Here is a 25,085-nt window from a genome sequence, read left to right on the forward strand (position 1 = left end):
ACGCACGCGACCGCGCCTCCTCGGCCACCGCGCTGATCGCCCTCGTCGACCACCTCTTCACCACCACCCGCCAGGAGCACCCGTGACCTCAGCCTTCCCACCACCCCGATGCCCGGCGCACAACGGCCGCGCGCAGCTCTACACCCCGGAGTTCGCGGCCGATCCCGCGGCGGTCTACGCGCGGCTGCGCGAGCAGCACGGTTCCATCGCGCCGGTCGAGCTCGCACCCGGCGTACCCGCGAACCTGGTGATCAGCTACGCCGCCGCGCTGGAGGTCCTCCGCGAACCGAGCACGTTCCCCCGCGACCCGCGGCGGTGGGAGCAGAGCCAGCCGCCGGACAACCCCGTGCTGCCGATGATGGGGTACCGGCCGAACTACCTGTACACCGACGGCGCGGTGCACGCCCGGTTGCGCGGCGCGGTGACCAGCAGCCTCGGCAGGGTCAACCCGCACCTGCTCCGCGGTTACGTCGAGCACCTCGCGCGCGGGCTGATCGGCAAGTTCGCCCACCTCGGCTCCGCGGACCTGCTTGGCGCCTACGCCACTTCGGTGGCGCTGGAGGTGTTCAACCACCTGTTCGGCTGCCCGCCCGGCCTCGGCGAGCGGCTCCTCGCCGGGGTACGCGGACTCTTCGACTTGGACGACCCCGAGAGGGCCAACAGGGAAATGGGACAGGCCATGGCAGAACTCATCGCACTCAAGCGGCGCGAACCAGGGCCGGACCTGCCGTCCTGGATGATGGCCCACCCGTCCCGGCTCACCGACGAAGAGCTGCTGCACCAGATGATCCCGATGCTGGGCGCGGGAACCGAGCTCGAGCAGAACCTGATCGCCAACGGGGTGCGGTTGCTGCTCTCCGACGACCGGTTCGCCGGTGACCTCGCCGGTGGCAGCATGCCGGTCGAGGAGGCGATCGACGAGATCCTCTGGACCGATCCGCCGATGGCCAACTTCTCGGCCACCTACCCGGTGGCGGACCTGGATCTCTTCGGCACGCGGCTGCCCGCGGACCAGCCGCTGTTGATCAGCTTCGCCGCGGCGAACACCGATCCGGCACTGGAGGGTTCGCACCGGGCAGGCAACCGCGCCCACCTCGCCTGGAGCGCCGGGCCGCACACCTGCCCGGCGCAGGTGCCGGCGCGGGTCATCGCCTCCGCGGCGATCGAGACGCTGCTCGACGTGCTGCCGGACCTGCGCCTCGCCGTGCCCGCCGGCCAGCTCGTGTGGCGGCAGGGCCCGTTCCACCGCGCGCTGACGGCGTTGCCCGTCACCTTCACCCCGGTCACCGTGCCGACCTCCGCGGTCCCGCCCGCCAGGGTGCCGGACGAGGGACGCTGGGCCGCCCCGTCCGTCTCGTCGGCCGGGATCTCCACGGCGCAGACGACCGGCACCGCGCGGCCGTCGCCACGGCGCTGGCGGAACTTCCTGACCGGCTGGTGGCGCGGCAAGTGATCCGGCTCAGGCGGGGAACCGTTCGTCCACTTCCTCCGCGCTGAGCCCGAAGTCGGCCAGGTCGTACCGGTGCACGGGCTTGCGCTCCCCGGAGCGGCTGGCCGCGTGCACGGCCGTCATCGCGTCGCGCGCCTCGGTGCTCAACGGCAGCCCGAAGTGCCGGTACGCGCCTTCGACCGTGCCGATCGGATCGGCCACGAAGTCCTCGTACCGGACGTCGTGGAACCGGGCCGGATCGTGCCGTGCCCTGGCTTCCCGGAACCGGTCGACACCGCGCGCCCAGAGGTCGAGCTGCCCGCGCCCGACCACGCTTCCCCGGAACTTCGACGACCAGCCTTCCGATGCCTGTTCGGTGAGGCTGCACACCGACGCGATGATCGTGCTCGGCGCCCGGTGGGTCTGGATGATCAGCGCGTCAGGGTAGACCGCCAGCAGCTCGTCGAGCGCGAAGAGGTGGCTGGGGTTCTTGAGCACCCAGCGGCGTCCGGCGTCGGGCAGCCCGATCAGCTGCAGGTTGCGCCGGTGCCTGCGGTACGCGTCGGTCCAGTCCTGGCCGTCGAGCCAGCGCGAATACGACGGCACGTGCGCGAGGCATTCGTAGGACACGGATTTCAGCGACTGCCGCAGTAGCTGCCAGCACTCCTCGACCTGGTCGGCTGACATGTGGTGCAGGCCCATGAACTCGGGGTGCTCCACGTGGTGCCGCTCGTACCCGGACTGGATCCGCTGGAACACCGGGTTGGCCGCCCAGGTCCCCCTCGGCGGCCGCGGCTGGGGCATCTCGGTCAGCCAGACCTCGAGTCCCTGGTGCGCGGGATCCTCGGTCAGCAGCCGGTGCAGCGCGGTGGTCCCGGTCCTCGGCAGGCCGGTCACGAAGATCGGGCGCTCGACCGGAACGGTGGCATACTCCGGATTCCGCTGCCACGACGCCTCGCTCAGCAGCCGCGCGACCAGCGCGCCGCGCAGGAACGCGCGGTGGACCTTGTTGCCGTACGGGGTCAGTTCGGCCTCGCGGGCGTAGGACTCCAACAGCACTCGCAGGCCTTCGAGGTGGTCGCTGCCGCCGAAGTCGTCCAGCCCGATCAGCTTCGTCGCCGACGCGTGCAGGTCCTCCACCGTGCCGACGTCTTCCCGCCCTGGAAGCATGCTCTCCCCTTCAGTGGTGGTACTCGCCGCCGTTGACGTCGAGGCATTGCCCGGTCACGCATCGGGCCAGCGCCGAGGCCAGGAAGACGACGGTGTCGGCGATCTCGTCCGGTTCCGGGAGGCGGCGGAGGTCGATCGTTTCCGCCGTCTCGGCGTACACCTGCTCCGGCGGCACACCTCGTTCCTTTGCCAGGTAACCGAAGTACCACTTCAGCGAGTCGGCCCAGATATAACCCGGCGCCACGGAATTGACCCGGACCCCCCGCGGCCCGAGTTCCGAGGCGAGGCTCTGCGCCAGTGCGAGCAGGCTGGCCTTCGCCATCTTGTACGCGCCGAACGTCCGCCGGGAATGCCGCAGCACCGCCGAATTGATCATCACCACCGAACCGCCGCTTTCTTCGAGCGCGGGCGTGCACAGGCGCGTCAGCCGGAGCGCGGCGAGCACGTTCGTCTCGAAGCCCGCCCGGACGGCGTCCAGGTCGACGTCGGCGAGATCCATGATCGGCGGGATCGCGAAAGCGTTGTGCACCAAGGTGTCCACTCGCCCGAACGCTTCCACCGCTTTCCCGGCCAGCGCTTCGGCGGAGGATTCGTCGGTGATGTCCGTCGGCACGGTGACCGCCCGCCGCCCGAGCGCGCCGATCTCCCCGGCCACTTCGGCCAGCCGCGACTCGGTGCGCGCCGCGAGCACGACGTCCGCACCGGCGAGCGCGCTGCGCACGGCGATGGACCGGCCGAGCCCCGGCCCGATGCCCGATACCAGGACGACCTTGCCGGCCAACAGATCCGTCATGGTTCAGCCCAGCATCCGGGAGGCGACGGCGGCCTGCCTCGCCGCGATCCGCCCCGCCCATTCGGCAGCGCTCACGCGCGCCTGCTCGTGGAACGGGAGCCGGTCGGCGAGCTCGCCGAACTTCACCACCTCGACCTCGGGACCGTCGGCGCCGGTCAGTTCGCGGGACAGCCGCTGCCAGCGGATCTGGACGTACCCGCGATCGTGCCCGGTGCGTTCGAGCCAGTTGACGAGGCCGGGATCGCGTTCGCTGAGCACGAACCGGATCTTCCCGTCGGGGTCGACGCGCGCCTGATCGGCGGTGAGGCTGGTCTGGTGGTTGATGTAGTCCAGCGAGAGGTACCACATGCTACCGAGCTGGATGCCCTGGTACGGCGCGTCCGATCGCGGCACGGTGACGATCATGACCTCGTCGTCGCCGAGTTCGTAGTGCCCTGCCGAGGAGTACTGCGTGGTCAGCCCGCCGGGGGTCGGGCGCGGTTCGGTCATCGTGTTCACCGGCAGGTTCAGGTAGAACCACTTCGGGAAGGCCAGGAAGGTCCGGAGCCTGCTCAGCAGGATCTTCCCGGTGACGCCGTACCGCTTCGCCATCGTGTCGCGCGTGGGCGGCGGGGGAGCGCCCCCCGCGGTGTCCTCGCACCGGATCTGGATCGAACCGCGGCGCTCGGTCCAGTCGCTGTGCACCTCGCGGACCACGAGCATCGACGATCCGGGGCCCAGCGCGAAGTAGTTCGGCCCGGGATCGGGTTTCGCCGGTCCGAAGCGGAGTTCGAACGAGCCGTCCTCCTCGATCCGGAGCCGGCGGTCGTCGAAGGCGGCCAGGCTGTCCGGCACCTCGACCGGCGAGTAGTCGCCGTTGAGCACCTGGAAGCTGAGATCGGCGGTCGTCCCGCGCGTGCCGGTGACGACGTACTCGCGGTCCTCCCTGATGTTCGCGTTGAAGTACAGCGTGTCCGGGTTGTCGAGCCCCATCTTCGTGTAGGGGCCGGTGGACTGGGTGAAGTACGGGAAGTCCCGTTCGTAGGCCCACGCCATCTGCAACGACGCCCGGATGCTGCCCGCGAGGTAGTCGTACCCCTCGATCAGGTCCTGTTCGGTCCGGACGTGCGGAGCTTCGGTGATGACCTTCTCGGCCTCGATGATCGCGTCGGCGAACGATTGGGTGAGCACCCGCGACTCCTCACGCTGGTACAAATACGTACCGAGTTGGTACGTTCTCGTCCGTCGCAGAGTAGAACGTGTTCTAAGGATGGGTCAATGGTTGTCACGCCGGCCGTCACGCGCCGCTCCCCGCCGACCGAACGGGTCGTGCGGCTGCTGGACTTCTTCGCCGCCCGTCCCGGCGAGCAGTTCGGGCTCTCCGACCTGGCTCGCGGGCTGGGCCTGGCCAAGCCGACCTGCCTCGGCATCGTGACCGAGCTGGTCGCGGGTGGCTACCTCGTCCGCGACCAGCGCACGGTGACCTACCGGCTCGGCCCCGCGATGATCGCCGCCGGGCGGGTGGCGGGGGAGGGCTTCGGCGCGGGCGAGATCGCGCGGCGGCACCTGGAGCAGCTGAGCAGGCGGTACGACGCCACGTGCACGGCGTCGGCCGTCTCGGGTGACCGGATCCTGATGCTGGCGAACGCGGGGCCCGGCAGGGTCGAACTCGGGCGGACCTACCCGTTCGCGCCGCCGGTGGGCCTGATGTACGTGCTGTGGGACTCCGACGCGGCCTTCGGCGACTGGCTCGCCAAACCGCCCGCGGTGCCGATCCGCCTCGACGAGGCGCACCTGCGCCGGGTGGTCGCCGAGTGCCGCGAGCACGGCTACCTCGTGGAAAGCCTGACTTCGACGGGGCGGCGGCTCTATTCGCTGATGGCCGGGGTCGCCTCGGACGACCTGCCGTCCGAGGTGCGGGACCTGGTCGGGCAGCTCGTGTCCAGCCTCGGCGAACGCGTGTACCTCGGTGCCGATCTGGCGCCGCGCCGCAAGCACGCCGTGAGCCTGCTGGCGGCGCCGACGTTCGACGCGTCCGGCCGCCAGGAACTCGTGCTCACGCTGGCGGTCGGCGAGTCGATCACCGGCGCCGAAATCGCGCGCCGCGGCGCGGAGCTGGTCGCTGTCGCCGACGCGGTGACGGCGGAGTCGGGCGGGCGCAAGGCGTGACGGTTCGGGTCACGCGCTCCAGCGGCTCGCGGTCAGCTTGAACCCCGGCAGGTCGTCGAGCGACATCATCGATTCGTAGAGCCGGTCGTAGCCGGTGTCGCTGATGAGCCAGGCGCCGTCCTCGCGCCGGTAGGTGTCCTCGTAGAACGCCGCGCCTTCGATCACCACGCGGTGCTCGGGCACGATCACCTTGTCCTGCAACAGCCACGTGCCCTTCGCGGTGTCACCGTCGAGGTCGATCTCCGGCTGCCCCGCGAAGTGCATCGTGATGATGCCCGGCCCGATCGTGGTCCGCATGAACTCGACGATCGCGTCGCGGCCGTCGAATTCGAGCGGTTCGCCGTAGGACGGGGTTCCGTAGCGCGCGCGGGCGTCGGCGGTCAGCGTCTCCGCCAGTTCGTCCCAGCGCTTCAGGTCGAGGCAGCGGAGGTAGCGGAATTTGACGCGCCGGATCTCTTCGAGTGCGACCAGGTCCATGGCAGCATGGTCCCGCGGCGCTTGACCAAGTGCAAGAACGTGTTCTACTTTGCTGATCTCGACACTCGGAAAGGGCGGGTCCGGTGGCTTCTCTGGCTTCCCCGACGTACGAGCTCACCCACCTCGAGGCGCTCGAAGCCGAAGCGGTGCACGTCTTCCGCGAGGTCGCGGCGACCTTCGAGCGGCCGGTGCTGCTGTTCTCCGGCGGCAAGGACTCGATGGTGATGCTGCACCTGGCGGCCAAGGCCTTCTGGCCGTCGCCACCGCCGTTCCCGGTGCTGCACATCGACACCGGGCACAACTTCGACGAGGTCATCGGGTTCCGCGATCGCACGGTGGCCGAGTACGGGCTGCGGCTCGTGGTCAGCCGCGTCCAGGACGACATCGACGCCGGGCGGGTGGTCGAAGACCCGAAGGCAGGGCGCAACCGGTTGCAGACGGCGGCACTGCTGCGCGCGGTCAAGGAGCACGCCTTCGACGCGGTGTTCGGCGGCGCACGGCGCGACGAGGAGAAGGCGCGCGCCAAGGAGCGGGTGTTCAGCTTCCGCGACGAGTTCGGCCAATGGGATCCCCGGAACCAGCGGCCCGAGCTGTGGAACCTCTACAATGGACGGCACCGCAAGGGCGAGCACATCCGCGTCTTCCCGCTCTCGAACTGGACCGAGTTGGACATCTGGCAGTACGTCGAGGCCGAGGGCGTCGGGTTGCCTTCGCTCTACTACGCGCACCGGCGCCAGGTGGTCCAGCGCGACGGGATGCTGCTCGCGCACACCCGGTTCGTCACCCTCGCCGAGGGAGAATCCCCTTACGAGGCAACGGTTCGCTTCCGCACCGTCGGCGACGCGACCTGCACCGGCTGCGTCGAATCGGCCGCGTCGTCGGTGGCGGAGGTGGTCGCCGAGGTCGCCACCACCCGGCTCACCGAACGCGGCGCGACCCGTGCCGACGACCGGATCTCGGAGACGGGCATGGAAGACCGGAAGAAGGAGGGCTATTTCTGATGCGTGGTCGGGAAACCGCGGGCGGGGAGCGCGTGACCACGCTACGGCTGGCCACCGCGGGCAGCGTTGACGACGGGAAGTCGACCCTGATCGGCAGGCTGCTGTTCGATTCGAAGACGGTGTTCACCGATCAGCTGGAAGCGATCGAGCGCACCAGCCGGGCGCGCGGCGAGGAGTGCCCGAACCTCGCGCTGCTGACCGACGGCCTGCGCGCCGAACGCGAACAGGGCATCACGATCGACGTCGCGCACCGCTACTTCGCCACGCCCAACCGGAAGTTCATCATCGCCGACACCCCTGGGCACGTGCAGTACACCCGGAACATGGTCACCGGTGCGTCCACTGCGGACCTCGCGCTGATACTGGTCGACGCCCGCAAGGGCGTGCTGGAGCAGTCCCGCAGGCACGCCTTCCTGGCGAGCCTGCTCGGCATCCCGCATCTCGTGGTGTGCGTCAACAAGATGGACCTCGTCGGCTGGTCGCGGGAGCGGTTCGAGGAGATCCGCGAGGACTTCCGCCGGTTCGCGATGAAGCTGCGAGTGCACGACCTGACCTTCGTGCCGATGTCGGCGCTGCACGGGGACAACGTGGTGCACCGCACTGCCAGCATGCCCTGGTACGAAGGAACTTCCCTGCTGCACCACCTCGAACAGGTCCACGTGGCCTCGGATCGCAACCTGATCGACGCGCGGTTCCCGGTGCAGTACGTGATCCGCGAGCACGGCCGCGAATTCCGCGGCTACGCGGGAACGGTCGCGGGCGGGGTGTTCAAACCGGGCGACGAGGTCACCGTGCTGCCGTCCGGGTTCACCACGACCGTGCGGGCGATCTGGGGCCCGGGGGGCACGGAGGTCGCCGAGGCGTTCGCGTCCCGGGCCGTCACGATGGAGCTTGCCGACGAACTCGACCTCGGCCGCGGCGACCTGATCTGCCGTCCCGGCAACCGCCCGCACCTCGGCCGCGACCTCGACGCCATGATCTGCTGGTTCTCCGAGCGGGGCGCGCTGACCCCCGGTGCGACCTACGCCGTGCGGCACACCACCCGCGAGACGGTGGCCGAGATCCGGGCACTCGACTACCGGCTCGACGTGACGACGCTGCACCGCGACGAGACCGCGGAGTCCTTGTCCCTCAACGAACTCGGCCGCGTCCAGCTCCGGACCAGGCAGCCGCTGATGTTCGACTCGTACCGCCGGAACCGGTCGATGGGCGGCTTCCTCCTCATCGACGAGCACTCCGGTGCCACGGTCGCCGCCGGGATGATCACGGGGCCCAGCACCACGCGGGCGAACGTGGTCTGGCACACCACGGCGGTCACCAGGGCCGAGCGCCCGACGCGGGGCTGCACGGTCTGGCTCACCGGGCTGTCGGCGTCGGGCAAGTCCAGTGTGGCCGTTGAACTCGAACGCGGGCTCGTCGCCGCCGGGCGGCCCGCCTACCTGCTCGACGGGGACAACCTCCGGCACGGGCTGAACGGCGATCTGGGGTTCGGCGCGGCGGACCGCGCCGAGAACGTGCGGCGGACCGCCGAGACCGCGAAGCTGTTCGCCGACGCCGGGCTGGTCGCGGTGGTCTCGCTGATCAGCCCCTACCGCGCCGATCGCGAGCGGGCCAGGGCGGCCAGCGAAGCGGCGGGGCTCCCGTTCCTGGAGGTCTTCGTCGACACGCCACTGGAGGTGTGCGAGGACCGCGACCCCAAGGGCATGTACGCGAAGGCGCGTGCCGGCGAGATCACCGGCTTCACCGGGGTAGACGCGCCCTACGAACGGCCCGAGTCGCCAGATCTGGTGCTGCGCCCCGAAAACGGAGATCCGGCCGCGATGGCCGCGATGATCCTGGCCGCACTGGACTGAACCTCCGTCAGGCGAGTTCGGCCGACACGACCGCCGGGAGTTCGCGAAGGCGCGCGAGCAGTTCCTCTGCCTCTTCGCCGGGCAGCAGGACGGCGCAGACCATGCTGCTTTCCCGGACACCGTCGCGGATGTCGACCGACAGCTCGTGCACGACGCGCCCACGCTGGGCCAGCAAGGCGACCAGGCGGGGGATTTCCGTGACGCCACCGACGAAGTAGGTGGCGATCCGGCGCCGGACCAGCAGGGGTGAACGAGCGTCGAGTGACGTGGAACCAAGGGACATGGCTGCGCTCCGCGGGAAGTGGGACTGACTGGCGGGAAACCGGGCCAGGTCCCGGGAGAATGCGGCTCGTCCGCGATCGCCAGCGCTGCGCGCCGGCGACCTGGCTCAGCCGGCGCGCCGGGTTACGAGTCGCTGGGACGTCATGAGGCGCTGCACGGCGACAGGCTAACACAAGCGCGCGCCGGGGGCGTCACCTCGGGTTTCCCGCGTTGAGGTCAGCGCGCTCGGGTGCGACTCCTGCTGCCCTGACGGTGACCTTCGGGGACGTGGATACCCCGAAGATCGCGGTGATGGCGCGCCACACCTGGCAGGGCCTACGGGCCGCCCATCAGGGTGTAGGAGACGTAGCATTCGCCGGAGGCCTCGACCAGGATCGTCATCACCGTCTCGCCCTGGGCACGGTTCGGGGTGGTGAAGACGGGGTGCGCTGCCCCGAACAAGGTGACGACCTCGTCGACCCGGACCAGGGGCCCGCTTCCGGCTGCCGGGTCCTCCCGTGGCGCGCAGTACGGCTTCGCCCTGTCCGCCGGGGTCTTTTCCGCCTCGCACCAGTCGGCGCCGGCGCACGTCATATGGCTGCGGTAATCGCGCCCGTGGTAGTGCACGCGGAAGGGTAGTCCGTGTTCACCTGGCAGGGCGTAGCCGAAGTGGTTCGCCAGCGGGGGAAGGAATGCGATCCCGGCGAGCGCGCCCAGCCCCAGCAACACCGCGGTCGATACCACCGTCGCGCGCCTGTTGATCCGTCTCCGTCGCGCCACCGGCTTATCGGGCGCATCTCCGTCCGTCATGGTGTGAGGACGTCCGTCCACGGGGCCGCGTTGCCTGCCCGCTCGACTCCGCTGCGGCGGTGACGCTGGCATTCGTGTGTTTCCGCGTCCGGTGCTTCGGCTCCGCGCTGGTCTGGACCAGTGCGCGCGATCGGGTCGGCTCATTGGTATGAACCAGTCCGCCATTTCGCCGCCGAAAGTGTTCCGCGCGCTGGCTGAATGGGGCACGCCCGAACGGCGGTTGCGGTTTTCGGGGTGGTGACCAGACTGGATATCGGCGAGAACGAGTTGTCCGCCAATAATGCGGAGACGGCCATTTTCCGTTGCCGTGTCCGGTAGCGCACCGCTGATCGTGTCGTGAATCTTTCCGTTCGGCCTTCCGGCCGAGGGGAGCAAGGGAGGATGAATGGGACCCGGCAGGAAAGGGGCCGCCGCACTGGTGGCCGTCGTGGTGATGGTGCTGTCGACCGGAGTGGCGTTCGTGGCAGGCGATCTCGGCCGGTCCGCGTCGACCGCGCCCGCGTGCTCCCCGGGCACCGCGGTGACGACCGACGACGGGCCGGTGTGCGGCGTGGCGAACGGCGAGGTGAAGTCCTGGCAGGGAATCCGCTACGCCGCACCACCGGTCGGCGAGCTGCGCTGGGAGCCACCGCGGCGGCCCGCCCCGTGGACCGAACCGTTCGCCGCGACGACGAAGGGGGCCGCGTGCCCGCAACCGGCCGGGATCGGTCCTGGCTCGGTCGACGAGGACTGCCTCAACCTGAACGTCCGGGTTCCCGTCAACGCGGGGCCGGGGCCGTTCCCGGTGATGCTGCAGATCCACGGCGGCGGCTTCCTGCTGCTCGAACCGAACGACGCCAGCCGCCTGGTGACGGGAGGCCACGTCATCAGCGTCGAGGTGAACTACCGGCTCGGGATCTTCGGCTTCCTCGCCCACGAGGCGTTCGGCGCGCACGCCGGCGACTACGGGCTCCAGGACCAGCAGGCCGCGTTGCGCTGGGTGCAGCGCAACATCGCGCGGTTCGGCGGGGACCCGCGCAACGTGACGATCTACGGCGCCTCCGCTGGCGGGTCGAGCGTCTGCGCCCACACCGTCTCGCCGGCCTCGGCCGGACTGTTCAAGCGCGGTATCGCGCAAAGCGGTGAGTACAACTCGCTGCTCGGCGTGGACACCTCGTGGCAGGCGCAGGACTGCAAGGCGGAGCTGCCCACCGAGGAGGAGGCGCAGCAGGCCGGGGCGCGGTTCGCCACCGCGCTCGGGTGCGGCACCGGCGACGCTGGTGCCTGCCTTCGCCGCCTACCGGTGCAGGCCCTGCTCGACAAGGCGGGCAACGGGATGGCGCCCGACAGCGGCACGATCGCGCCGATCGTGAACGGCACGACACTGCCGGCTTCGCCGGGGGAGGCCTTCGCCACCGGGCAGGTCAACAACGTGGCGCTGATGCACGGCGTGGACCGCGACGAGACCCAGCTCGCGTCCGCCTCGACGCCCGCCGACTACGACCGGTTGGTCGCGCAGCAGTACAAGCACCACGCGCCCGCGGTCCGCGAGACGTACCCGCTGAACCGGTTCCCCACGCCCGCCGCGTTCCTCGCCTACCGGACCATCGTCGCCGACTCGAACTCGGTCTGCCCCGCCCTGCTCAACGACGAGCGGCTGGCGCGGCACATCCCGGTCTACGCCTACCAGTTCGACGACACCGACGCACCGCCCGCGTTCTTCCTCGATGCCACCAAGCCGAACGGCGCGTACCACATCGCCGAATCGACATTGCTCTTCCCGGGGAACGCCAAGCTCACACCCAACCAGCAGGCGCTGTCCGACCAGCTCGTCGCGCAGTGGACGGGATTCGCCCGCACCGGCAACCCCACCGTCGACGGCACGCCACGATGGGACCGCTACACCAGGGACAACCCCGTCGTCATGTCGCTCAACGCGGCGGGGGACAGCCAGCTCACCACCGAGATTTCGCGCCAGCACAACTGCGAAAAGCTCTGGAACCGGCTGACCCCGTTCACCGGACGCCGCTGACCGGATGGTCCACAACAGACACTGATCGGTCTGTTGTGGACCATCACGGCAGGTGGCCGCGAGGGCTGACGATGCCGTGGTCGTAGGCGTAGACGATCGCGGCGGCGCGGTCGCGCAGGTCGAGCTTCGCGAAGATGCGCCCGATGTGGCTTTTCACGGTGACCTCGGAAATGACGAGGCTCTCGGCGATCTCGGTGTTGGTCTGCCCGCATCCGATGGCCTGCAGCACATCGCGTTCACGGGTGGTGAGCTGCGCCGCCGGCGTGGTCGCGGGATCGGGGTGCGCCGCTCGCCGGTAGGTGGCGAGCACCCGTGCGGTGACGGTGGGGTCGAGCCAGCTGTCACCGGCGGCCACCGTCCGCACCGCGCGGATCAGGTCCTCGGCCGGTGAGTCCTTGAGCACGAATCCCGCCGCGCCCGCCCGCAGTACGCCGGAGAGCAGTTCGTCGTCGTCGAAGGTGGTCAGGGCGAGCACCGGCGGGAGATCGCCCCGCGCGCGCAGCCGCCGGGTGGCCTCGATCCCGTCGATCCGCTTCATCCGCAGGTCCAGCACGACGATGTCGATCTCGTGCGCGGTGATCGCGGCCGGGACCTCGTCGCCGTCCGAGCACTCGGCGGCGATCACGAACCCGGCACGGCGGCGCAGGATGCGGCGCAGCCCCGAACGCACCAGCTCCTGGTCGTCGACGAGCAGCACCCTCGTCTCCGCCTCGGAGACGGTCACGACGCCGCCGTCCGAAATGGACACCCGAGGGGAGCGGGGCGCCCGCCCGGCACCGGCTGGTCGAGGGGCGCGCTCACCTCGATCGCCCAGTGTCCGTCGTCGCACGGCCGCGTGGTCAGGGTCCCGCCGAGCTGGGCGGCGCGGACGGCGATTCCTTCGAGCCCGGCGCCGTCGTGCTTGGCGCGCCGGTCCGGCTTGCCCTTCGGGAGGGTGTTGCGGACGGTGAGCCGGATCGTCTCGCCGATGTGCAACCCGATGCTGGCGGTGCTTCCCGGCGCGTGCTTGACGATGTTGGCCAGTGACTCCTGGGCGATCCGGTACAGGCCGAGGCCGCGGGTGGCGTCGATCGCGCCGAGATCGCCGCTCTGCTCGTAGTGCACCTGGACACCGGCGCCGCGGGTGTGCTCGACGAGGGTGGGGATCTGCTCGAGGTCCGGCAGCGGCTGGGTGCTCGGCTGGTTGGCCGGCAGCAGGCCGACGCTGCGGCGGATGTCGGTCATCGCGCTGCGCCCGATCCGCTCGGCGTCGGTGAGCGCTTCGATCGCCTCGGCGAGGTCGCCGTCGGTCTGCAGCGCGTGCCTGGCGCCGGTGACGTGCAGCAGGGTGATGCTCAGCGAATGCCCGACCACGTCGTGCACCTCGCGCGCGATGCGCTGCCGCTCCGCCAGTGCCGCCTGGTCGCGTTCGGTGACCCTGCTGGTCCGCTCGGCCGCGAGCGCCCTGATCTGCCAGCGCAGTGTGATGCCGACCTGGATCCCGAGCAGGACGCCGACCGCGTACACCGGTGCTCCTTCGAGCTGGCCCGCCAGCCCGGCGCCGATCGGGATCGCGCACCCGAGCGCGGCGGCGACCAGCGCCACGCGCGGGCGCGAGGTCGCGGCCACCTCGGCCGCCGCGACGGTGAGCAGGCAGGGCGCGATATCGGCCCGCACCGGATGGGCGAGCAGGACCAGCACCGCCGCGGCCACCAGCAGGGCGTCCATCCAGGGCAGCAGCATCCGGCCGCTCAGCGTCCACATCGCCAGGTGCCCGTACGCGAGCACGGCGGCCAAGGCGAGCAGCGCGGGCGGGAGCGCGTGCCGCTGGATCAGCGCGGCGGCGGCGATCGACGCACTCGCCGCGGTGGACCACGCCGGGATCCACCAGGGATACGGCACGCCGAGGCGGGCGCAGCTGCTCTCGATCCGCGCCTTCACCCGTGTCGCCACTACCAGCACGGACTCATCATAGGAAGGAACGGAACCCGCGGCTTCCGTCGACGGACGGCAGCCGGTTTCCTACCACGGTAGGAGGCCGATTGCCGTCCTCGGCTCGAAGCGGAAGAGGCCGGTGGCGCCCTAGTCTCGGACTCCGGACCGAGAGCCGACGCGGGAGGGGACCTCATGGGCTGGCCGGAAACACACCGCTATTACGCGGCCCTGCGCCAGGTGGAGCAGGACCTGGACCACGCCGGTGACGGCACCGTGCCGTGGCGTGCCGAGTACGCCGAGATCTTCGGCGACCGTCGCGGCCTTCTGCTCGCACTGCGACGGCGGTGGGACCTGATGGTGCAGGCGCAGGCCGAGCCGCCCGCCGCACAGCGGCTGCGCGAGCTCGCCGAAGAGCACCCCGGCCTGGTCCGGGCGCTCCACCTCGACACCGCGCGGTTCGGGGCCACGAAGTCCGCGCGGCGGTGGGCGCCCGTCCGCTGCCTGCTCGGCGGTGCGGCATGAACCGGGCGCGGTCGGCGACGGTGTGGGCGATCCGCTACGGGCTGCCGGGGATGGCCATCCGCGTGGCCGCCCGTCGTGGTGACCTGATCGCCAGGATCACCGCGGACGAGGCACTCCGCGAGAACCCCTTCGACGCCTACGACGAGCTGCGCGCCCGGGGTCCGGTGGTGTCCAACCGGCTCCTGAGCGCGACCGCGAGCCACCGGACGGCCAGCGAGATCCTGCGCGGCGACAAGTTCGTGGCCAGCGCCGGGGGCGGGGCGACCGGGCTGCTCGACCGGGTGCTGACCGCCGCGGTCGACCCGAGGGCGCTCGGCCCGGTGGACCCGCCCTCGCTGCTGGTCGTCCAGCCGCCGCAGCACACCCGGATCCGCAAGCTGGTCTCGCGCACGTTCACCCCGCGCGCGGTCAACCGGCTCACCGGGCGCATGCGCGAGGTCGCCGACGACCTGCTGGACCGCATTCCCGAAGGCGAGCCCTTCGACCTCGTCGAGGCGTTCGCCGCTCCGTTGCCGGTCATGGTGATCGCGGAGATCCTCGGCGTGCCGACCACGATGCGGGACCAGTTCCTCCGGTGGGGGAACGAGGCGGCCGCGACCCTCGACCCCGGCCTCGGCTGGCGCGCGTTCTGGCGCGCGGACTCCGCACTGCGGGGGCTGAACTCCTGGTTCGAAGGACATCTCGCGCACCTTCGCCACGCGCCGGGCGAGGACCTGCTGAGCAAGCTCGTCCATGACGTGGAGAACGGTGACCGGCTCAGCGACACCGAACTCCGCGCCACCGGCCTGCTCCTGCTCGGCGCCGGTTTCGAGACGACCGTCAACCTCATCGGCAACGCCGTCCGGTTGCTCCTCGACCATCCCGGGCAGCTCGCCGCGCTGCGCGCCGACCCGTCCGGCTGGGCCAACGCGGTCGAGGAGGTCCTGCGGTACGACTCGCCCGTGCAGGTGACCCTGCGGGTGGCGAGCCAGGATCTCCAGCTCGCCGGCCTGCCGCTGCCCGAGGGCCGCCCGGTGGTGACCATGCTCGGTGGCGCCAACCGCGATCCCGAGGTGTTCGCCGAGCCGCATACGTTCGACGTCACCCGTCCCAACGCGCGCGAGCACCTCGCCTTCTCGGCGGGCATTCACTACTGCCTCGGCGCGCAGCTCGCCAGGCTGGAAGCGTCGATCGCCCTTCAAGCGCTGTTCGAACGGTTCGACGGCCTCGCGCTCGCCGGCTCGCCCACGCGGCGTGGCACCCGCGTGTTGCGCGGCTACACCGAGCTTCCCGTTCGCGCCACCACGAAATCCGCCTCGGTGCCGGGAAAGAGGAGCTGATTCCGCGGTACCGGGCGCCCCTCAGGGCTTGAACAATACATTCAAGCCTGTATGTTTGTTGTCATGGCAACCACGGCACCAGGGGCGGCGCGATGGTGAACAGGGTGTACGTCGTCGGCGTCGGCATGACGAAGTTCGAGAAGCCCGGGCGTCGTGAGGGCTGGGACTACCCTCAAATGGCCAAGGAATCGGGGACGAAAGCGCTCGCCGACGCCGGTATCGGCTACGACGAGGTCGAGCAGGCCTACGTCGGCTACGTGTACGGCGAGTCGACTTCGGGGCAGCGGGCCGTCTACGAGCTGGGGATGACCGGGATCCCGGTCGTCAACGTGAACAACAACTGCTCGACCGGGTCGACGGCGTTGTACCTGGCCGCGCAGGCGGTCAAGAGCGGGCAGGCGGACTGCGCGCTGGCACTGGGGTTCGAGAAGATGAAGCCCGGCTCGCTGGAGTCGACCTACGACGACCGCGAGCAGCCGCTCGGCAACCACCTCCAGGCGCTCGCGGAGATCTCCGAAGTGCTCTTCCCGCCCGCGCCGTGGATGTTCGGCGCCGCCGGGCGCGAGCACATGAAGACCCACGGCACCACGGCCGAGCACTTCGCGAAGATCGGCGAGAAGAACCACCGGCATTCGGTGCACAACCCGTACGCGCAGTTCCAGGACGTCTACACGCTCGACGACATCCTCGGCTCGCGGATGATCTACGACCCGCTGACGAAGCTCCAGTGCTCGCCGACCTCGGACGGCTCCGGGGCTGCCATCCTGGTCAGCGAGTCCTTTGTGGACGCGCATGGGCTGGCGGGGCAGGCCGTGGAGATCGTCGGGCAGGCGATGACCACCGACTTCGCCAGCACCTTCGACGGCACCGCGAAGAACATCATCGGCTACAACATGAACGTCCAGGCCGCACGCCAGGTCTACGACCAGGCCGGGCTGGGCCCGCGGGACTTCCAGGTCATCGAGCTGCACGACTGCTTCTCCGCCAACGAACTCCTGCTCTACGAAGCCCTTGGCCTCTGCGCGGAGGGGGAAGCGGGGAAGCTCGTCGACTCCGGCGACACGACCTACGGCGGGCGGTGGGTGGTCAACCCGTCCGGCGGGCTCATTTCGAAGGGCCATCCGCTCGGCGCGACCGGGCTCGCCCAGTGCGCCGAGCTGACCTGGCAGCTGCGCGGGACCGCGGACGGGCGACAGGTCGACGGTGTCGAAGCGGCGCTGCAGCACAACATCGGGCTCGGCGGCGCCGCCGTCGTCACCGCGTACCAGCGCGCCGAGCGCTGAACCCACCGAGGAGAAGCACATGGGTCAGATCAACGCCTCCGTCGAACTCGACGCCGCTCCCGGCAAGGTGTGGCAGGAGTTCTCCAACCCCGGCAACTTCGAGAAGTGGCTGACCATCCACACCAAGTGGAAGGGCGAGGTGCCCGCCGAGTTCGCCAAGGGCGCGCAGGTGTCCGAAGTGGTCACGATGCTGGGGATGCCCAACACGATCACCTGGACCGTCGACGAGTTCGACGCGCCGAACCGGCTGGCGATCTCGGGCACCGGGATGGCCGGGGTGAAGGTCGGCTTCCGGCTTTCGGTCGAAGCCACCGGTACCGGCTCCACGGCCACGATCGACGCGGAGTTCAGCGGCCAGATGATCGTCGGCGCGCTGGGGAAGGCCGTGGAGAAGGACGGCAAGAAGAATCTCGACGCGTCGCTCGAGAAGTTCAAGGAGCTGGTCGGTGCCTGAAGAGCGGTTCGATCCGGCGGGGCTGGACCGCTGGACGGACGAAACCAGGTTCGAAGTCACCCGCGCGCGGCTCGCCGAGTACGCCGCCGCGACCAACGACCCGATCCCGGCGCATCGTGACGGCGACGTGGCGAGCCCGGTGTTCGCGATCGTGCCGGTGTTCGAGTCGCTGCTGGAACCGGCGCTGGAGGTCGTCCCGGCCGGACTGTTCGGCAGGGTGGTGCACGGGGAGCAGGACTTCCGGTTCCACCGCCCGATCCGGCCGGGCGACCGCCTGGTCGCGCGCGGCAGGATGACCGGCTACCAGGGGCTGCCCAACGGATCGCGCGCCGCGGTGTACCTGGAGACCCGTACCGAGGGCGGCGAACTGGTCAACGAGCAGTACGTGACGTTCTTCGTCCGCGGTTTCGACACGGGTGAGACCCGTGGCGCACTCGCCCCCGGCCACAAGTTCGCCGAGTCGGTGCGATCGGCCGCGCCCGTCGCCACGGTGAACCAGCACGTCGATGACGACCAGACGTTCCGGTACGGCCCGGCCGCGGGCGATCCGATGCCGATCCACCTCGACGAGGAGGTCGCGAAGGGCGCCGGCCTGCCGGGGATCATCGCGCACGGCCTGTGCACCATGGCGTTCACCTCGTGGGCGCTGCTCACCGAGGTCGGCGGGTCCGATGTGGACAGACTGAAGCGGCTCGCGGTCCGGTTCGCCAAGCCGGTGCTGCCCGGTCAGGACCTGGCAACGTCCATCTGGGACACCGGAGACGGTTCCTACGCCTACGAAACCACCATCGGCGACACGGTCGTGATCAAGGACGGCCTCGCCGAATTCACCGACCAGCGGGGAGAAGCGTGATGGGAGCACTCGACGGGCGGGTCGCGGTGATCACCGGTGCCGGGCGCGGCATCGGCAGGGAGCACGCGCTGCTGTTCGCGAAGGAGGGCGCCTGCGTCGTGGTCAACGACCTCGGCGGCGCCAACGACGGCAGTGGTTCGGACGCGGGCCCGGCGGGGGAGGTGGCCGACGAGATCACGGCGGCGGGCGGGAAGGCGGTCGCCAACACCGCGAACGTCGCCGACTGGGCAGGGGCGGCGCGGCTCGTCGAGCAGGCCGTCGCCGAGTTCGGGCGGCTCGACGTGGTGGTGAACAACGCGGGCATCCTGCGCGACGCGTTCATCGCCGGGATCGAGGAGGCGCAGTGGGACGCGGTGCTCGCGGTGCACCTCAAGGGGCACGCCGCGGTGCTGCACCACGCGGCGGCGTACTGGAAGGCGCGGTCCAAGGCGGGTGAGCAGGTCGCCGGTGCGGTGATCAACACCGCCTCGGCGTCCGGGGTGACCCTGCCCAACGCCGGGCAGGCCAACTACGGGGCGGCCAAGGCGGGGATCGCGGCGCTCACCCTGGTCGCCGCCGAGGAGCTGGCACGCTACGGCGTGCGGGTCAACGCGATCGCGCCGATCGCGCGCACCCGGCTCACCCTCGCCACGCCGGGCATGGGCGCGATCTTCGCCCAAGAGGTCGGGGAGGGTGAGTTCGACGCGTTCTCCCCGGCCAACATCTCCCCGCTGGTCGCCTACCTCGCCACCGAGAAGTGCCCGCTCACCGGAAAGGTGTTCGCGGTGCAGGGCGGTGCGATCTCCGAGCTCGCGGGCTGGCACGACGTCAAGGTGATCGAGACCGACGGCGCGTGGACGATCGGCGACATCGCGGGGAGGCTGCCGTGATCGCGTGGTCGGAGACCGATCTGCTGATCCGCGACGCGGTCCGCGAGTTCGTCGGCAAGGAGATCCGGCCGCATCTCGACGCGCTGGAAAGCGGCGAACTGCCGCCGTACGGCATCATCCGCAAGCTCTTCGCGTCGTTCGGCATCGACGCGATGGCGAAGGAAGCCGTCACCGGTCTGCTGGAACGGCGACGGGCCAAGGCCGCGGCCGGGCCTGCCAAGAAGAAGCGCGGTGGCGGGCTCGACCTCGGCGGCCAGGAGACGATGGCCGTGATCGCGATCAGCGAACTGGCCGGGGTCAGCCTCGGCATCGTCGCCTCCGCCGGGGTCAGCATCGGGCTCACCGCGCAGACCATCCTGTCGAAGGGCACCCTGGCGCAGCAGGAGCGGTGGCTGCCGGAGCTGGCGACCTTCGAGAAGATCGGCGCATGGGCGATCACCGAGCCCGATTCCGGCTCCGATGCGTTCGGCGGTATGAAAACCCACGTCCGGCGCGACGGCGACGGATATGTCCTCAACGGACAGAAGACGTTCATCACGAACGGCCCCTACGCGGATACCACGGTGGTCTACGCCAAGCTCGACGAAGGCGACGGAGCGGACCGGCGCGACCGCAAGGTGCTGACCTTCGTGCTGGACAAGGGCATGGCGGGCTTCACGCAGGGCAAGCCGTTCAAGAAGATGGGCATGATGTCCTCGCCCACCGGTGAGCTGTTCTTCGACAACGTCGAGCTCGGCCGCGACCGCCTGCTCGGCGAAACCGAACCCGGCGGGGGCGGGGACAGCAGGGCCGAGGTGAAAACGGGCTTCGCCGCCGAGCGGATGGGCGTCGCCGTGCTGGCGCTGGGGATCATCAACGAATGCCATCGCCGGTGCCTCGCCTACGCGAAGAGCCGGACGCTGTGGGGCCAGGAGATCGGCCGGTTCCAGCTCGTCCAGCTCAAGCTGGCGAAGATGGAAGTGGCGCGCATCAACGTGGAGAACATGGTGTTCTCCACCATCGAAAGGATCCGCGCCGGGACCACGCCGACGCTGGCCGAGGCATCGGCGATGAAGCTGTACGCCTCGGAGGCGGCCACCGAGGTGGCGATGGAGGCCGTGCAGCTCTTCGGCGGCAACGGGTACATGGCGGAATACCGGGTCGAACAGCTCGCCCGCGACGCGAAGTCCCTGATGATCTACGCGGGCAGCAACGAGATCCAGGTGACCCACATCGCGAAGGGCCTGCTCGCGGACTGACCGCCCGATCGGGTGGAGTGCCGGTCCGCACGAGGCGCCGGGGGACACCCGCGCACTCGTGCGGACCGGTTTCGTGTTCCCGTGTGGGAACCGGAGCCCTGGGGGCGGCTCCAGCTTCCAGTGAACCAATTCGGGCCGTCCGGAACCAGTAGTGCCTGGTATAGGGAATTCGGTAGTCCTGCCTCTACCGCCGAACGGGGGCGGTTCCGGACCGGAGCCGCTGCTGTCTCCACTTCGGACCGAGTGGCCGAGCCGGGTGGCGTCCGTAAGGTGGTGGTCAAGCCGTCCGATCCGACCTCCCCGGAGTGCGCATGCTCGAGATCAGTGTTGTCACCTGGGTGGTGACGGTCGGGTTCATCCTCGTTCTGCTCGCCGTCGACCTGGTGCTGGCGGCGGTGCGCCCGCACCGGGTCGGGTTCGCGGAGGCGACCGCGTGGTCGGTGTTCTACATCCTGGTCGCGGTCGGGTTCGGGGTGTGGTTCGCGATGCGGTACGGGGGAGGGGCCGGTGCCGAGTACTTCGCGGGGTACATCGTCGAGAAGAGCCTGTCGGTCGACAACCTGTTCGTGTTCGTGATCATCATGACCACGTTCGCGGTACCGGAGAAGCACCAGCACAAGGTGCTGACGTTCGGGATCATGCTGGCGCTGGTCATGCGCGCGGCGTTCATCGCGGTGGGCGCGACCCTGCTGTCGTTGTTCACGTTCATGTTCCTGATCTTCGGGCTGGTGCTGATCTTCACCGCGGTGCAGCTCTTCCGGCACCGGGACGAGGATCCCGACGTGGAGAACAACGTGGTGGTCAGGGTCGCGCGCCGGTTGCTGCCGACCACCGAGGAGTACGTCGGCGGCAGGCTGGTCGCCAAAGTGGACGGACGCCGGATGGTCACGCCGCTGTTCGTGGTGCTGGTGGCCATCGGCGGGGTCGACCTGCTGTTCGCGCTGGACTCGATCCCCGCCGTGTTCGGGGTCACCGAGGAGCCCTACATCGTGTTCGCCGCGAACGCGTTCGCCCTGCTCGGGTTGCGCGCGCTGTTCTTCCTGGTGAAGGGCTTGCTGGACCGGCTGGTGTACCTGTCCGCCGGGCTGGCGCTGATCCTGGCGTTCATCGGCGTGAAGCTGATCCTGCACTGGGCGCACGTGGACATCGATCCCGCCGTGCCGGAGATCCCGACCCCGGTCAGCCTCGGTGTGATCATCGGGATCCTCCTGGTGGTCACCGTGGCGAGCCTGATCAAGAGCGGCCGGGAACCCGAGGCCAGGGCCCACCCCGGATCCCTGCGCTCCCACCACGACGGTGACGACGGCTGACCGGGGGCTAGGTGGGGCGGGGAGTCCGCTCGACGATCGCCTGCAAGGCCCTCACGTGCCCGAGGAAGCGGGCACGGCCGTCGTCGGTGGCCCGCACCGTCGTCTTGGGCACCCGGCCGGAGTACTTCCGCTGCTGCTCGACGTACTCGTCGTTGCGGAGGGTGGTCAACTGCTTGGACAGCGCGGAGTCCGACAGCGAGACGGCCTTTCGCAGGAACGCGAAATCGCACCAGTCCACTTCGGACAGCGCGGACATGATCGCCAGCCTGGTCGGGTCGGACAGGAGCCGGTCGAGGCCGGGGGTGTGGCCGGGCGGGGGAGCGCTGGTCATCCGGTCTGCCCCCGCTGGGACTTCGCGAGCAGGAACCGGCCCAGCGCGAACAGCGCGGTGAAGGCGGCGCCGTAGAGGACGCCCGCCACCGTGTTGGGGTACTGCGGCAGGCCGGCCGCGTTCGCGATGTCGTGCGTGAACTCGGTGCCGTACTGGAAGATGAGCCATGCGCCCACCCCGCCGACGGCCGCCACCGCGCCGAAGGCCCTCGGTTCGAACGCCTCCCGCGGCCGCACCCCGCGGAGCCGGTTCAGCGGAGCGGACCCGCTCGCGAAGGTGACGGCCAGTGTGACGACCAGCACTGCCACGATCACCAGCGCGACCATCTTCGCGCCGCTCACGGTGACGAAGTCGTTGGCCGCCGTGGCGCCGGCGCACAGCACGAACACCGCCAGAGAGGCCCACCAGGGCAGCCGCGCCGCGCGCCGGGTCCGTTCCTGCTGGGTGCGCACCGTCGCCAGTGCCTCGGCGGCTTGCGACCGCTCGTCTCGTTCGTTCACGACCTCATCTCCTCCTGACTAGTTGCCTACCTAGAAAGTAGATACTACTTTCCGACCGGTCAAGTAGAGGTCGACGAGTGGGTCCCTCGGGATGTGCCCTAGCGTGTCGATGTGGGACTCGTGCGGGCGAAGTGGGTGGCGTTGGCGTGAACGACGTGGTTCGCAGGCTGCCCGTCGGCGCGCCGTGGCGGCGTTCGATGGCCGATCAGGTCCGGGATTTCCGTTCCGAGGGTTTCGTCGGGCGGGGCGAGCAGCGCCGCGTTTTCGCCGCGGCCATGCGCGGCGACCGGGACTGCGCCCGGGTGCTGCTGGTGCACGGCCCCGGCGGGATCGGGAAGTCGGCGTTGCTGCGGCGGCTGGCCGACGACGCCGAAGAGTCCGGGCGCACCGTGGTGCGAGTGGACGGTGAGTACGTGCTCGCCTCCGCCGCCACCTTCGCGGAGCAGGCGGCGGCGGTGCGCGCGATGGACCGGCCGGTGCTGCTGGTCGACGGGTTCGAGCACTGCCAGGCGCTGGAAACCTGGCTGCGCGAGGACTTCCTGATGACGGTGCCGGAGGACGCCGTGGTCGTCGTGGCCGGGCGGCGGCGCCCGCAGCCGCAGTGGACCCTGGATCCGGGGTGGCGCCATCTCGTGCGGTCCATCGCGCTGGAGCCGTTGACCGCGGAGGACGCGGTCGCGCTGCTGGAGGAGCGCGGGGTGTCGAGCGCGCTGCGATCGAGGGTGAACGAGTTCGCGGGCGGGCACCCGCTGGCGCTGTGCCTTGCCGCCGAGGCAGCGGGTGCGGGCACCCCCGGCGACGACACCGAGTGGGAGCCGGGCCCCGACGTCATCGAGACGTTGCTGGCCAGGCTGATCGATCGGGTGCCCTCGGCCGCGCACGTGTACGGGTTGCGGGTGTGCGGGCACGCGCGCCACGTCACCGTCGACCTGCTGCGCACCGGCCTGGCCGAGCAGGACGCCCTCGTCGTGTTCGACTGGCTCAGCGGGTTGCCCTACCTGGAGCCCGGCCCGCACGGGCTGGTCGCGCACGAGCTGGTGCGCGACGTGCTCGACTCTTCGTTCCAGTGGCGCGATCCCGCCGCCTACGCCGAGCTGCACCTCAGCCTGTGGCGCCATCTCTGCGCACGCGCACAGGCCGCGACCGGCAAAGCCGCCGCCGTGGCGGTGTCGGAACTGCTGTACCTGAACCGCTACGCCAGTTCCTCGCACGCGGAAATGTACGACACGCACCTCGAAACGCTGTTCGAACGGGAGTACGCGCCGGGGATGCGGGAGAAGGTGCTGCGCCTGGCGCACGAGGACCAGGGCGACGAGCACGTCCGGCTGGTGGCCCGCTGGCTCGATCGCCAGCCCGGCGCGTTCTCCGTCTACTGCCGGGCGGGCGACCTGGAACCGGTGGCCTTCTTCGCCTGGCTGCGCCTGCACCCGGACACCGATGACCTGACCGGCGATCCCGCGCTCGCTCCGGTCGCGGAGTACCTCGAACGCGCCACCGCGATGCGCGCCGGGGAGTACGCCGGCGTCGCCAGGTTCCTGGTGCCGATGCCCGCCGCCGACCGGTACGTGACCGGGGCGAACCTGCACGCCACGCGCATCTCGACGGAGTCGATCCAGCAGCACAACGGCCTCGCGGTCAGCTTCATGGTGTTGCCGGACGCCGAATCCTTCGGCGCGATGGTCGGGGCGTTCGACTTCCATCTGCTCCGCCCGGTGCCGGAACTCGGCGACGGGGGCTGGGGGATGTTCGTGCACGATTGGCGGGAGGTCCCGCTGGCGGAGCACCTGGAGCGGGTCGTGCCCGCGATCGGCTCGGCGAAGCCCCCGGCGACTTCGCGCGACACCGCTTTGCCGATGTCCCGCGAGGTTTTCGACACCGCGGTCAAGCAGCTGCTGCGCGACTGGCACGACGACGACGTCGCCGCCGCGAGTCCGCTGGTACGGGTGTACGGCGATGTCGATGCCTTGCGCGATGCGGTGTTCGCCGCGGCTGAAGCCCTCGGCGAGGAGCCGCGCCGGCTCGGCCAGCAGCGCGCGGTACGAGCCACCTACCTGGACCGCACCACCACCCAGGAAGCGGCGGCGACCCGCCTCGGCATCCCGTTCGGCACCTACCGGCGCCACCTTCGCGCCGGCCTGAACCACCTTTGCGACGCGCTCTGGAACAGCCGCGCCTAGGGTGCGCCGTGCCGCTCAGCTCAGCGGGTCGATGATGACGCTCGCGAACCGGACGTGGCGCATCCGGACCGTGCCGATCCCGCTGGCCCTGGCCAGCAGGATTCGCGTTCCCTGCGAGGCGCGGTCGTCGAGGCTCGCGCACCGCGCGCAGCAGGGCGCTGCCTCGATCGTGAAGACCTGCCCGCGCTGATCGAGCTGGCTTCCGTTGTAGACGACCTTGACGCCGACCTTCGGCGTTTCCGCGCGGGTAATACCGCTGTGGTCGTGCACGCAGTGCCTCCCGGGCCAGATGTGGTCGCCTCGTGCGTACTTCGGCGAGTACGGCCACCACCCCTTGAGGTCGTGACGTGATCGAGTGTAGC

General features: G+C 70.2%; 25 protein-coding genes. 14 read left to right on the top strand and 11 right to left on the bottom strand.

Features of this window, described 5'->3' with window-relative positions; genetic code table 11:
• The first annotated feature begins 82 nt into the window (after positions 1-82).
• Positions 83-1,453 (top strand): cytochrome P450, encoded by a 1,371-nt coding sequence (locus ABD256_RS15320; RefSeq protein WP_344418179.1) that lies wholly within the window; start codon positions 83-85, stop codon positions 1,451-1,453.
• A gap of 6 nt (positions 1,454-1,459) precedes the next feature.
• Here ABD256_RS15320 and ABD256_RS15325 read toward each other — a convergent pair whose 3' ends face one another.
• The 3 genes from ABD256_RS15325 to ABD256_RS15335 are packed head-to-tail and all read right to left on the bottom strand — an operon-like array spanning position 1,460 to position 4,562.
• Positions 1,460-2,599, bottom strand: coding sequence for a sulfotransferase family protein (locus tag ABD256_RS15325; RefSeq protein ID WP_344418181.1), 1,140 nt, complete (start codon positions 2,597-2,599; stop codon positions 1,460-1,462).
• A gap of 10 nt (positions 2,600-2,609) precedes the next feature.
• The gene (locus ABD256_RS15330; RefSeq protein WP_344418183.1) at positions 2,610-3,392 is read right to left on the bottom strand and encodes an SDR family oxidoreductase; all 783 of its coding nucleotides are present in this window, start codon (positions 3,390-3,392) and stop codon (positions 2,610-2,612) included.
• Between the two features lie 3 nt (positions 3,393-3,395).
• Entirely contained in the window at positions 3,396-4,562 is a 1,167-nt protein-coding gene (locus tag ABD256_RS15335; RefSeq protein ID WP_344418185.1) for a hypothetical protein, read from the bottom strand.
• Positions 4,563-4,649: 87 nt separating this feature from the next.
• Here ABD256_RS15335 and ABD256_RS15340 point away from each other — a divergent pair, with 87 nt between their 5' ends.
• A complete protein-coding gene (locus ABD256_RS15340; RefSeq protein ID WP_344418187.1) occupies positions 4,650-5,540 on the top strand; it encodes a helix-turn-helix domain-containing protein in 891 nt (296 codons plus the stop codon).
• Positions 5,541-5,549: 9 nt separating this feature from the next.
• Here ABD256_RS15340 and ABD256_RS15345 read toward each other — a convergent pair whose 3' ends face one another.
• Positions 5,550-6,017 (bottom strand): nuclear transport factor 2 family protein, encoded by a 468-nt coding sequence (locus ABD256_RS15345; RefSeq protein WP_344418189.1) that lies wholly within the window; start codon positions 6,015-6,017, stop codon positions 5,550-5,552.
• Positions 6,018-6,109: 92 nt separating this feature from the next.
• Between ABD256_RS15345 and cysD the strand changes: the two genes are divergently transcribed.
• Both cysD and cysC read left to right on the top strand, forming a co-directional pair.
• Positions 6,110-7,018, top strand: a complete 909-nt coding sequence (gene cysD / locus ABD256_RS15350) for a sulfate adenylyltransferase subunit CysD (RefSeq protein WP_344418541.1) — start codon at positions 6,110-6,112, stop codon at positions 7,016-7,018.
• Positions 7,018-8,871 carry an adenylyl-sulfate kinase gene (gene cysC, locus ABD256_RS15355; protein ID WP_344418191.1) on the top strand — a complete coding sequence of 618 codons (1,854 nt, stop codon included), beginning with the start codon at positions 7,018-7,020 and terminating at the stop codon, positions 8,869-8,871. Before cysD ends, cysC begins: the two co-directional genes overlap by 1 nt.
• 7 nt (positions 8,872-8,878) lie before the next feature.
• On the opposite strand, the gene ABD256_RS15360 is transcribed toward cysC, so the two are convergent.
• Together ABD256_RS15360 and ABD256_RS15365 are read right to left on the bottom strand one after the other, a co-directional pair.
• Positions 8,879-9,154: a hypothetical protein gene (locus tag ABD256_RS15360; RefSeq protein WP_344418193.1), complete on the bottom strand. Its 276-nt coding sequence runs from the start codon at positions 9,152-9,154 to the stop codon at positions 8,879-8,881.
• Positions 9,155-9,468: 314 nt separating this feature from the next.
• Positions 9,469-9,876 (bottom strand): hypothetical protein, encoded by a 408-nt coding sequence (locus tag ABD256_RS15365; RefSeq protein ID WP_344418195.1) that lies wholly within the window; start codon positions 9,874-9,876, stop codon positions 9,469-9,471.
• Positions 9,877-10,327: 451 nt separating this feature from the next.
• Here ABD256_RS15365 and ABD256_RS15370 point away from each other — a divergent pair, with 451 nt between their 5' ends.
• Positions 10,328-11,953 carry a carboxylesterase/lipase family protein gene (locus ABD256_RS15370; RefSeq protein WP_344418197.1) on the top strand — a complete coding sequence of 542 codons (1,626 nt, stop codon included), beginning with the start codon at positions 10,328-10,330 and terminating at the stop codon, positions 11,951-11,953.
• 43 nt (positions 11,954-11,996) lie between these two features.
• Here the strand turns inward: ABD256_RS15370 and ABD256_RS15375 are convergent, their stop codons facing one another.
• Positions 11,997-12,677 carry a response regulator gene (locus tag ABD256_RS15375; protein WP_344418199.1) on the bottom strand — a complete coding sequence of 227 codons (681 nt, stop codon included), beginning with the start codon at positions 12,675-12,677 and terminating at the stop codon, positions 11,997-11,999.
• Positions 12,674-13,894 carry a sensor histidine kinase gene (locus ABD256_RS15380; protein ID WP_344418201.1) on the bottom strand — a complete coding sequence of 407 codons (1,221 nt, stop codon included), beginning with the start codon at positions 13,892-13,894 and terminating at the stop codon, positions 12,674-12,676. Before ABD256_RS15380 ends, ABD256_RS15375 begins: the two co-directional genes overlap by 4 nt.
• A 165-nt stretch (positions 13,895-14,059) precedes the next feature.
• On the opposite strand from ABD256_RS15380, the gene ABD256_RS15385 reads away from it, so the two are divergent.
• The 8 genes from ABD256_RS15385 (at position 14,060) to ABD256_RS15420 (ending at position 21,715) form a co-directional block, all read left to right on the top strand.
• Positions 14,060-14,389, top strand: a complete 330-nt coding sequence (locus ABD256_RS15385) for a hypothetical protein (protein WP_344418203.1) — start codon at positions 14,060-14,062, stop codon at positions 14,387-14,389.
• Complete coding sequence (locus ABD256_RS15390; RefSeq protein WP_344418205.1) at positions 14,386-15,708, top strand: cytochrome P450; 1,323 nt, start codon at positions 14,386-14,388, stop codon at positions 15,706-15,708. Before ABD256_RS15385 ends, ABD256_RS15390 begins: the two co-directional genes overlap by 4 nt.
• A 92-nt stretch (positions 15,709-15,800) precedes the next feature.
• Complete coding sequence (locus ABD256_RS15395; protein WP_344418207.1) at positions 15,801-16,991, top strand: lipid-transfer protein; 1,191 nt, start codon at positions 15,801-15,803, stop codon at positions 16,989-16,991.
• A gap of 19 nt (positions 16,992-17,010) precedes the next feature.
• The gene (locus tag ABD256_RS15400) at positions 17,011-17,445 is read left to right on the top strand and encodes a type II toxin-antitoxin system Rv0910 family toxin (RefSeq protein ID WP_344418209.1); all 435 of its coding nucleotides are present in this window, start codon (positions 17,011-17,013) and stop codon (positions 17,443-17,445) included.
• Positions 17,438-18,298 (top strand): MaoC/PaaZ C-terminal domain-containing protein, encoded by an 861-nt coding sequence (locus ABD256_RS15405; RefSeq protein WP_344418211.1) that lies wholly within the window; start codon positions 17,438-17,440, stop codon positions 18,296-18,298. Before ABD256_RS15400 ends, ABD256_RS15405 begins: the two co-directional genes overlap by 8 nt.
• Positions 18,298-19,167 carry an SDR family oxidoreductase gene (locus ABD256_RS15410; RefSeq protein ID WP_344418213.1) on the top strand — a complete coding sequence of 290 codons (870 nt, stop codon included), beginning with the start codon at positions 18,298-18,300 and terminating at the stop codon, positions 19,165-19,167. Before ABD256_RS15405 ends, ABD256_RS15410 begins: the two co-directional genes overlap by 1 nt.
• Positions 19,164-20,405, top strand: a complete 1,242-nt coding sequence (locus ABD256_RS15415; protein WP_344418215.1) for an acyl-CoA dehydrogenase family protein — start codon at positions 19,164-19,166, stop codon at positions 20,403-20,405. The genes ABD256_RS15410 and ABD256_RS15415 overlap by 4 nt, the downstream gene beginning before the upstream one ends.
• A gap of 311 nt (positions 20,406-20,716) precedes the next feature.
• Complete coding sequence (locus tag ABD256_RS15420) at positions 20,717-21,715, top strand: TerC family protein (RefSeq protein WP_344418217.1); 999 nt, start codon at positions 20,717-20,719, stop codon at positions 21,713-21,715.
• Positions 21,716-21,722: 7 nt separating this feature from the next.
• Here the strand turns inward: ABD256_RS15420 and ABD256_RS15425 are convergent, their stop codons facing one another.
• On the bottom strand, positions 21,723-22,046 hold the full coding sequence (locus ABD256_RS15425; protein ID WP_344418219.1) for a winged helix-turn-helix domain-containing protein: 324 nt from the start codon (positions 22,044-22,046) through the stop codon (positions 21,723-21,725).
• A complete protein-coding gene (locus ABD256_RS15430; protein ID WP_344418221.1) occupies positions 22,043-22,546 on the bottom strand; it encodes a hypothetical protein in 504 nt (167 codons plus the stop codon). The genes ABD256_RS15425 and ABD256_RS15430 overlap by 4 nt, the downstream gene beginning before the upstream one ends.
• Positions 22,547-22,692: 146 nt before the next feature.
• Here ABD256_RS15430 and ABD256_RS15435 point away from each other — a divergent pair, with 146 nt between their 5' ends.
• A complete protein-coding gene (locus ABD256_RS15435) occupies positions 22,693-24,723 on the top strand; it encodes an ATP-binding protein (RefSeq protein ID WP_344418223.1) in 2,031 nt (676 codons plus the stop codon).
• Between the two features lie 15 nt (positions 24,724-24,738).
• Here the strand turns inward: ABD256_RS15435 and ABD256_RS15440 are convergent, their stop codons facing one another.
• Positions 24,739-24,993, bottom strand: coding sequence for a hypothetical protein (locus ABD256_RS15440; RefSeq protein WP_344418225.1), 255 nt, complete (start codon positions 24,991-24,993; stop codon positions 24,739-24,741).
• Between the last annotated feature and the right edge of the window lie 92 nt (positions 24,994-25,085).

The organism is Amycolatopsis minnesotensis (assembly GCF_039529815.1).
In the GTDB taxonomy this organism is placed as follows: Bacteria; Actinomycetota; Actinomycetes; order Mycobacteriales; family Pseudonocardiaceae; genus Amycolatopsis; species Amycolatopsis minnesotensis.

Bases quoted from the DNA above. Each gene is read 5' to 3' on its own strand.
- ABD256_RS15325 (WP_344418181.1), bottom strand. From the start codon at position 2,599: ATGCTTCCAGGGCGGGAAGACGTCGGCACGGTGGAGGACCTGCACGCG.
- ABD256_RS15330 (WP_344418183.1), bottom strand. From the start codon at position 3,392: ATGACGGATCTGTTGGCCGGCAAGGTCGTCCTGGTATCGGGCATCGGG.
- ABD256_RS15340 (WP_344418187.1), top strand. From the start codon at position 4,650: ATGGTTGTCACGCCGGCCGTCACGCGCCGCTCCCCGCCGACCGAACGG.
- ABD256_RS15345 (WP_344418189.1), bottom strand. From the start codon at position 6,017: ATGGACCTGGTCGCACTCGAAGAGATCCGGCGCGTCAAATTCCGCTAC.
- cysC (WP_344418191.1), top strand. From the start codon at position 7,018: ATGCGTGGTCGGGAAACCGCGGGCGGGGAGCGCGTGACCACGCTACGG.
- ABD256_RS15360 (WP_344418193.1), bottom strand. From the start codon at position 9,154: ATGTCCCTTGGTTCCACGTCACTCGACGCTCGTTCACCCCTGCTGGTC.
- ABD256_RS15370 (WP_344418197.1), top strand. From the start codon at position 10,328: ATGGGACCCGGCAGGAAAGGGGCCGCCGCACTGGTGGCCGTCGTGGTG.
- ABD256_RS15385 (WP_344418203.1), top strand. From the start codon at position 14,060: ATGGGCTGGCCGGAAACACACCGCTATTACGCGGCCCTGCGCCAGGTG.
- ABD256_RS15390 (WP_344418205.1), top strand. From the start codon at position 14,386: ATGAACCGGGCGCGGTCGGCGACGGTGTGGGCGATCCGCTACGGGCTG.
- ABD256_RS15395 (WP_344418207.1), top strand. From the start codon at position 15,801: ATGGTGAACAGGGTGTACGTCGTCGGCGTCGGCATGACGAAGTTCGAG.
- ABD256_RS15400 (WP_344418209.1), top strand. From the start codon at position 17,011: ATGGGTCAGATCAACGCCTCCGTCGAACTCGACGCCGCTCCCGGCAAG.
- ABD256_RS15410 (WP_344418213.1), top strand. From the start codon at position 18,298: ATGGGAGCACTCGACGGGCGGGTCGCGGTGATCACCGGTGCCGGGCGC.
- ABD256_RS15420 (WP_344418217.1), top strand. From the start codon at position 20,717: ATGCTCGAGATCAGTGTTGTCACCTGGGTGGTGACGGTCGGGTTCATC.
- ABD256_RS15425 (WP_344418219.1), bottom strand. From the start codon at position 22,046: ATGACCAGCGCTCCCCCGCCCGGCCACACCCCCGGCCTCGACCGGCTC.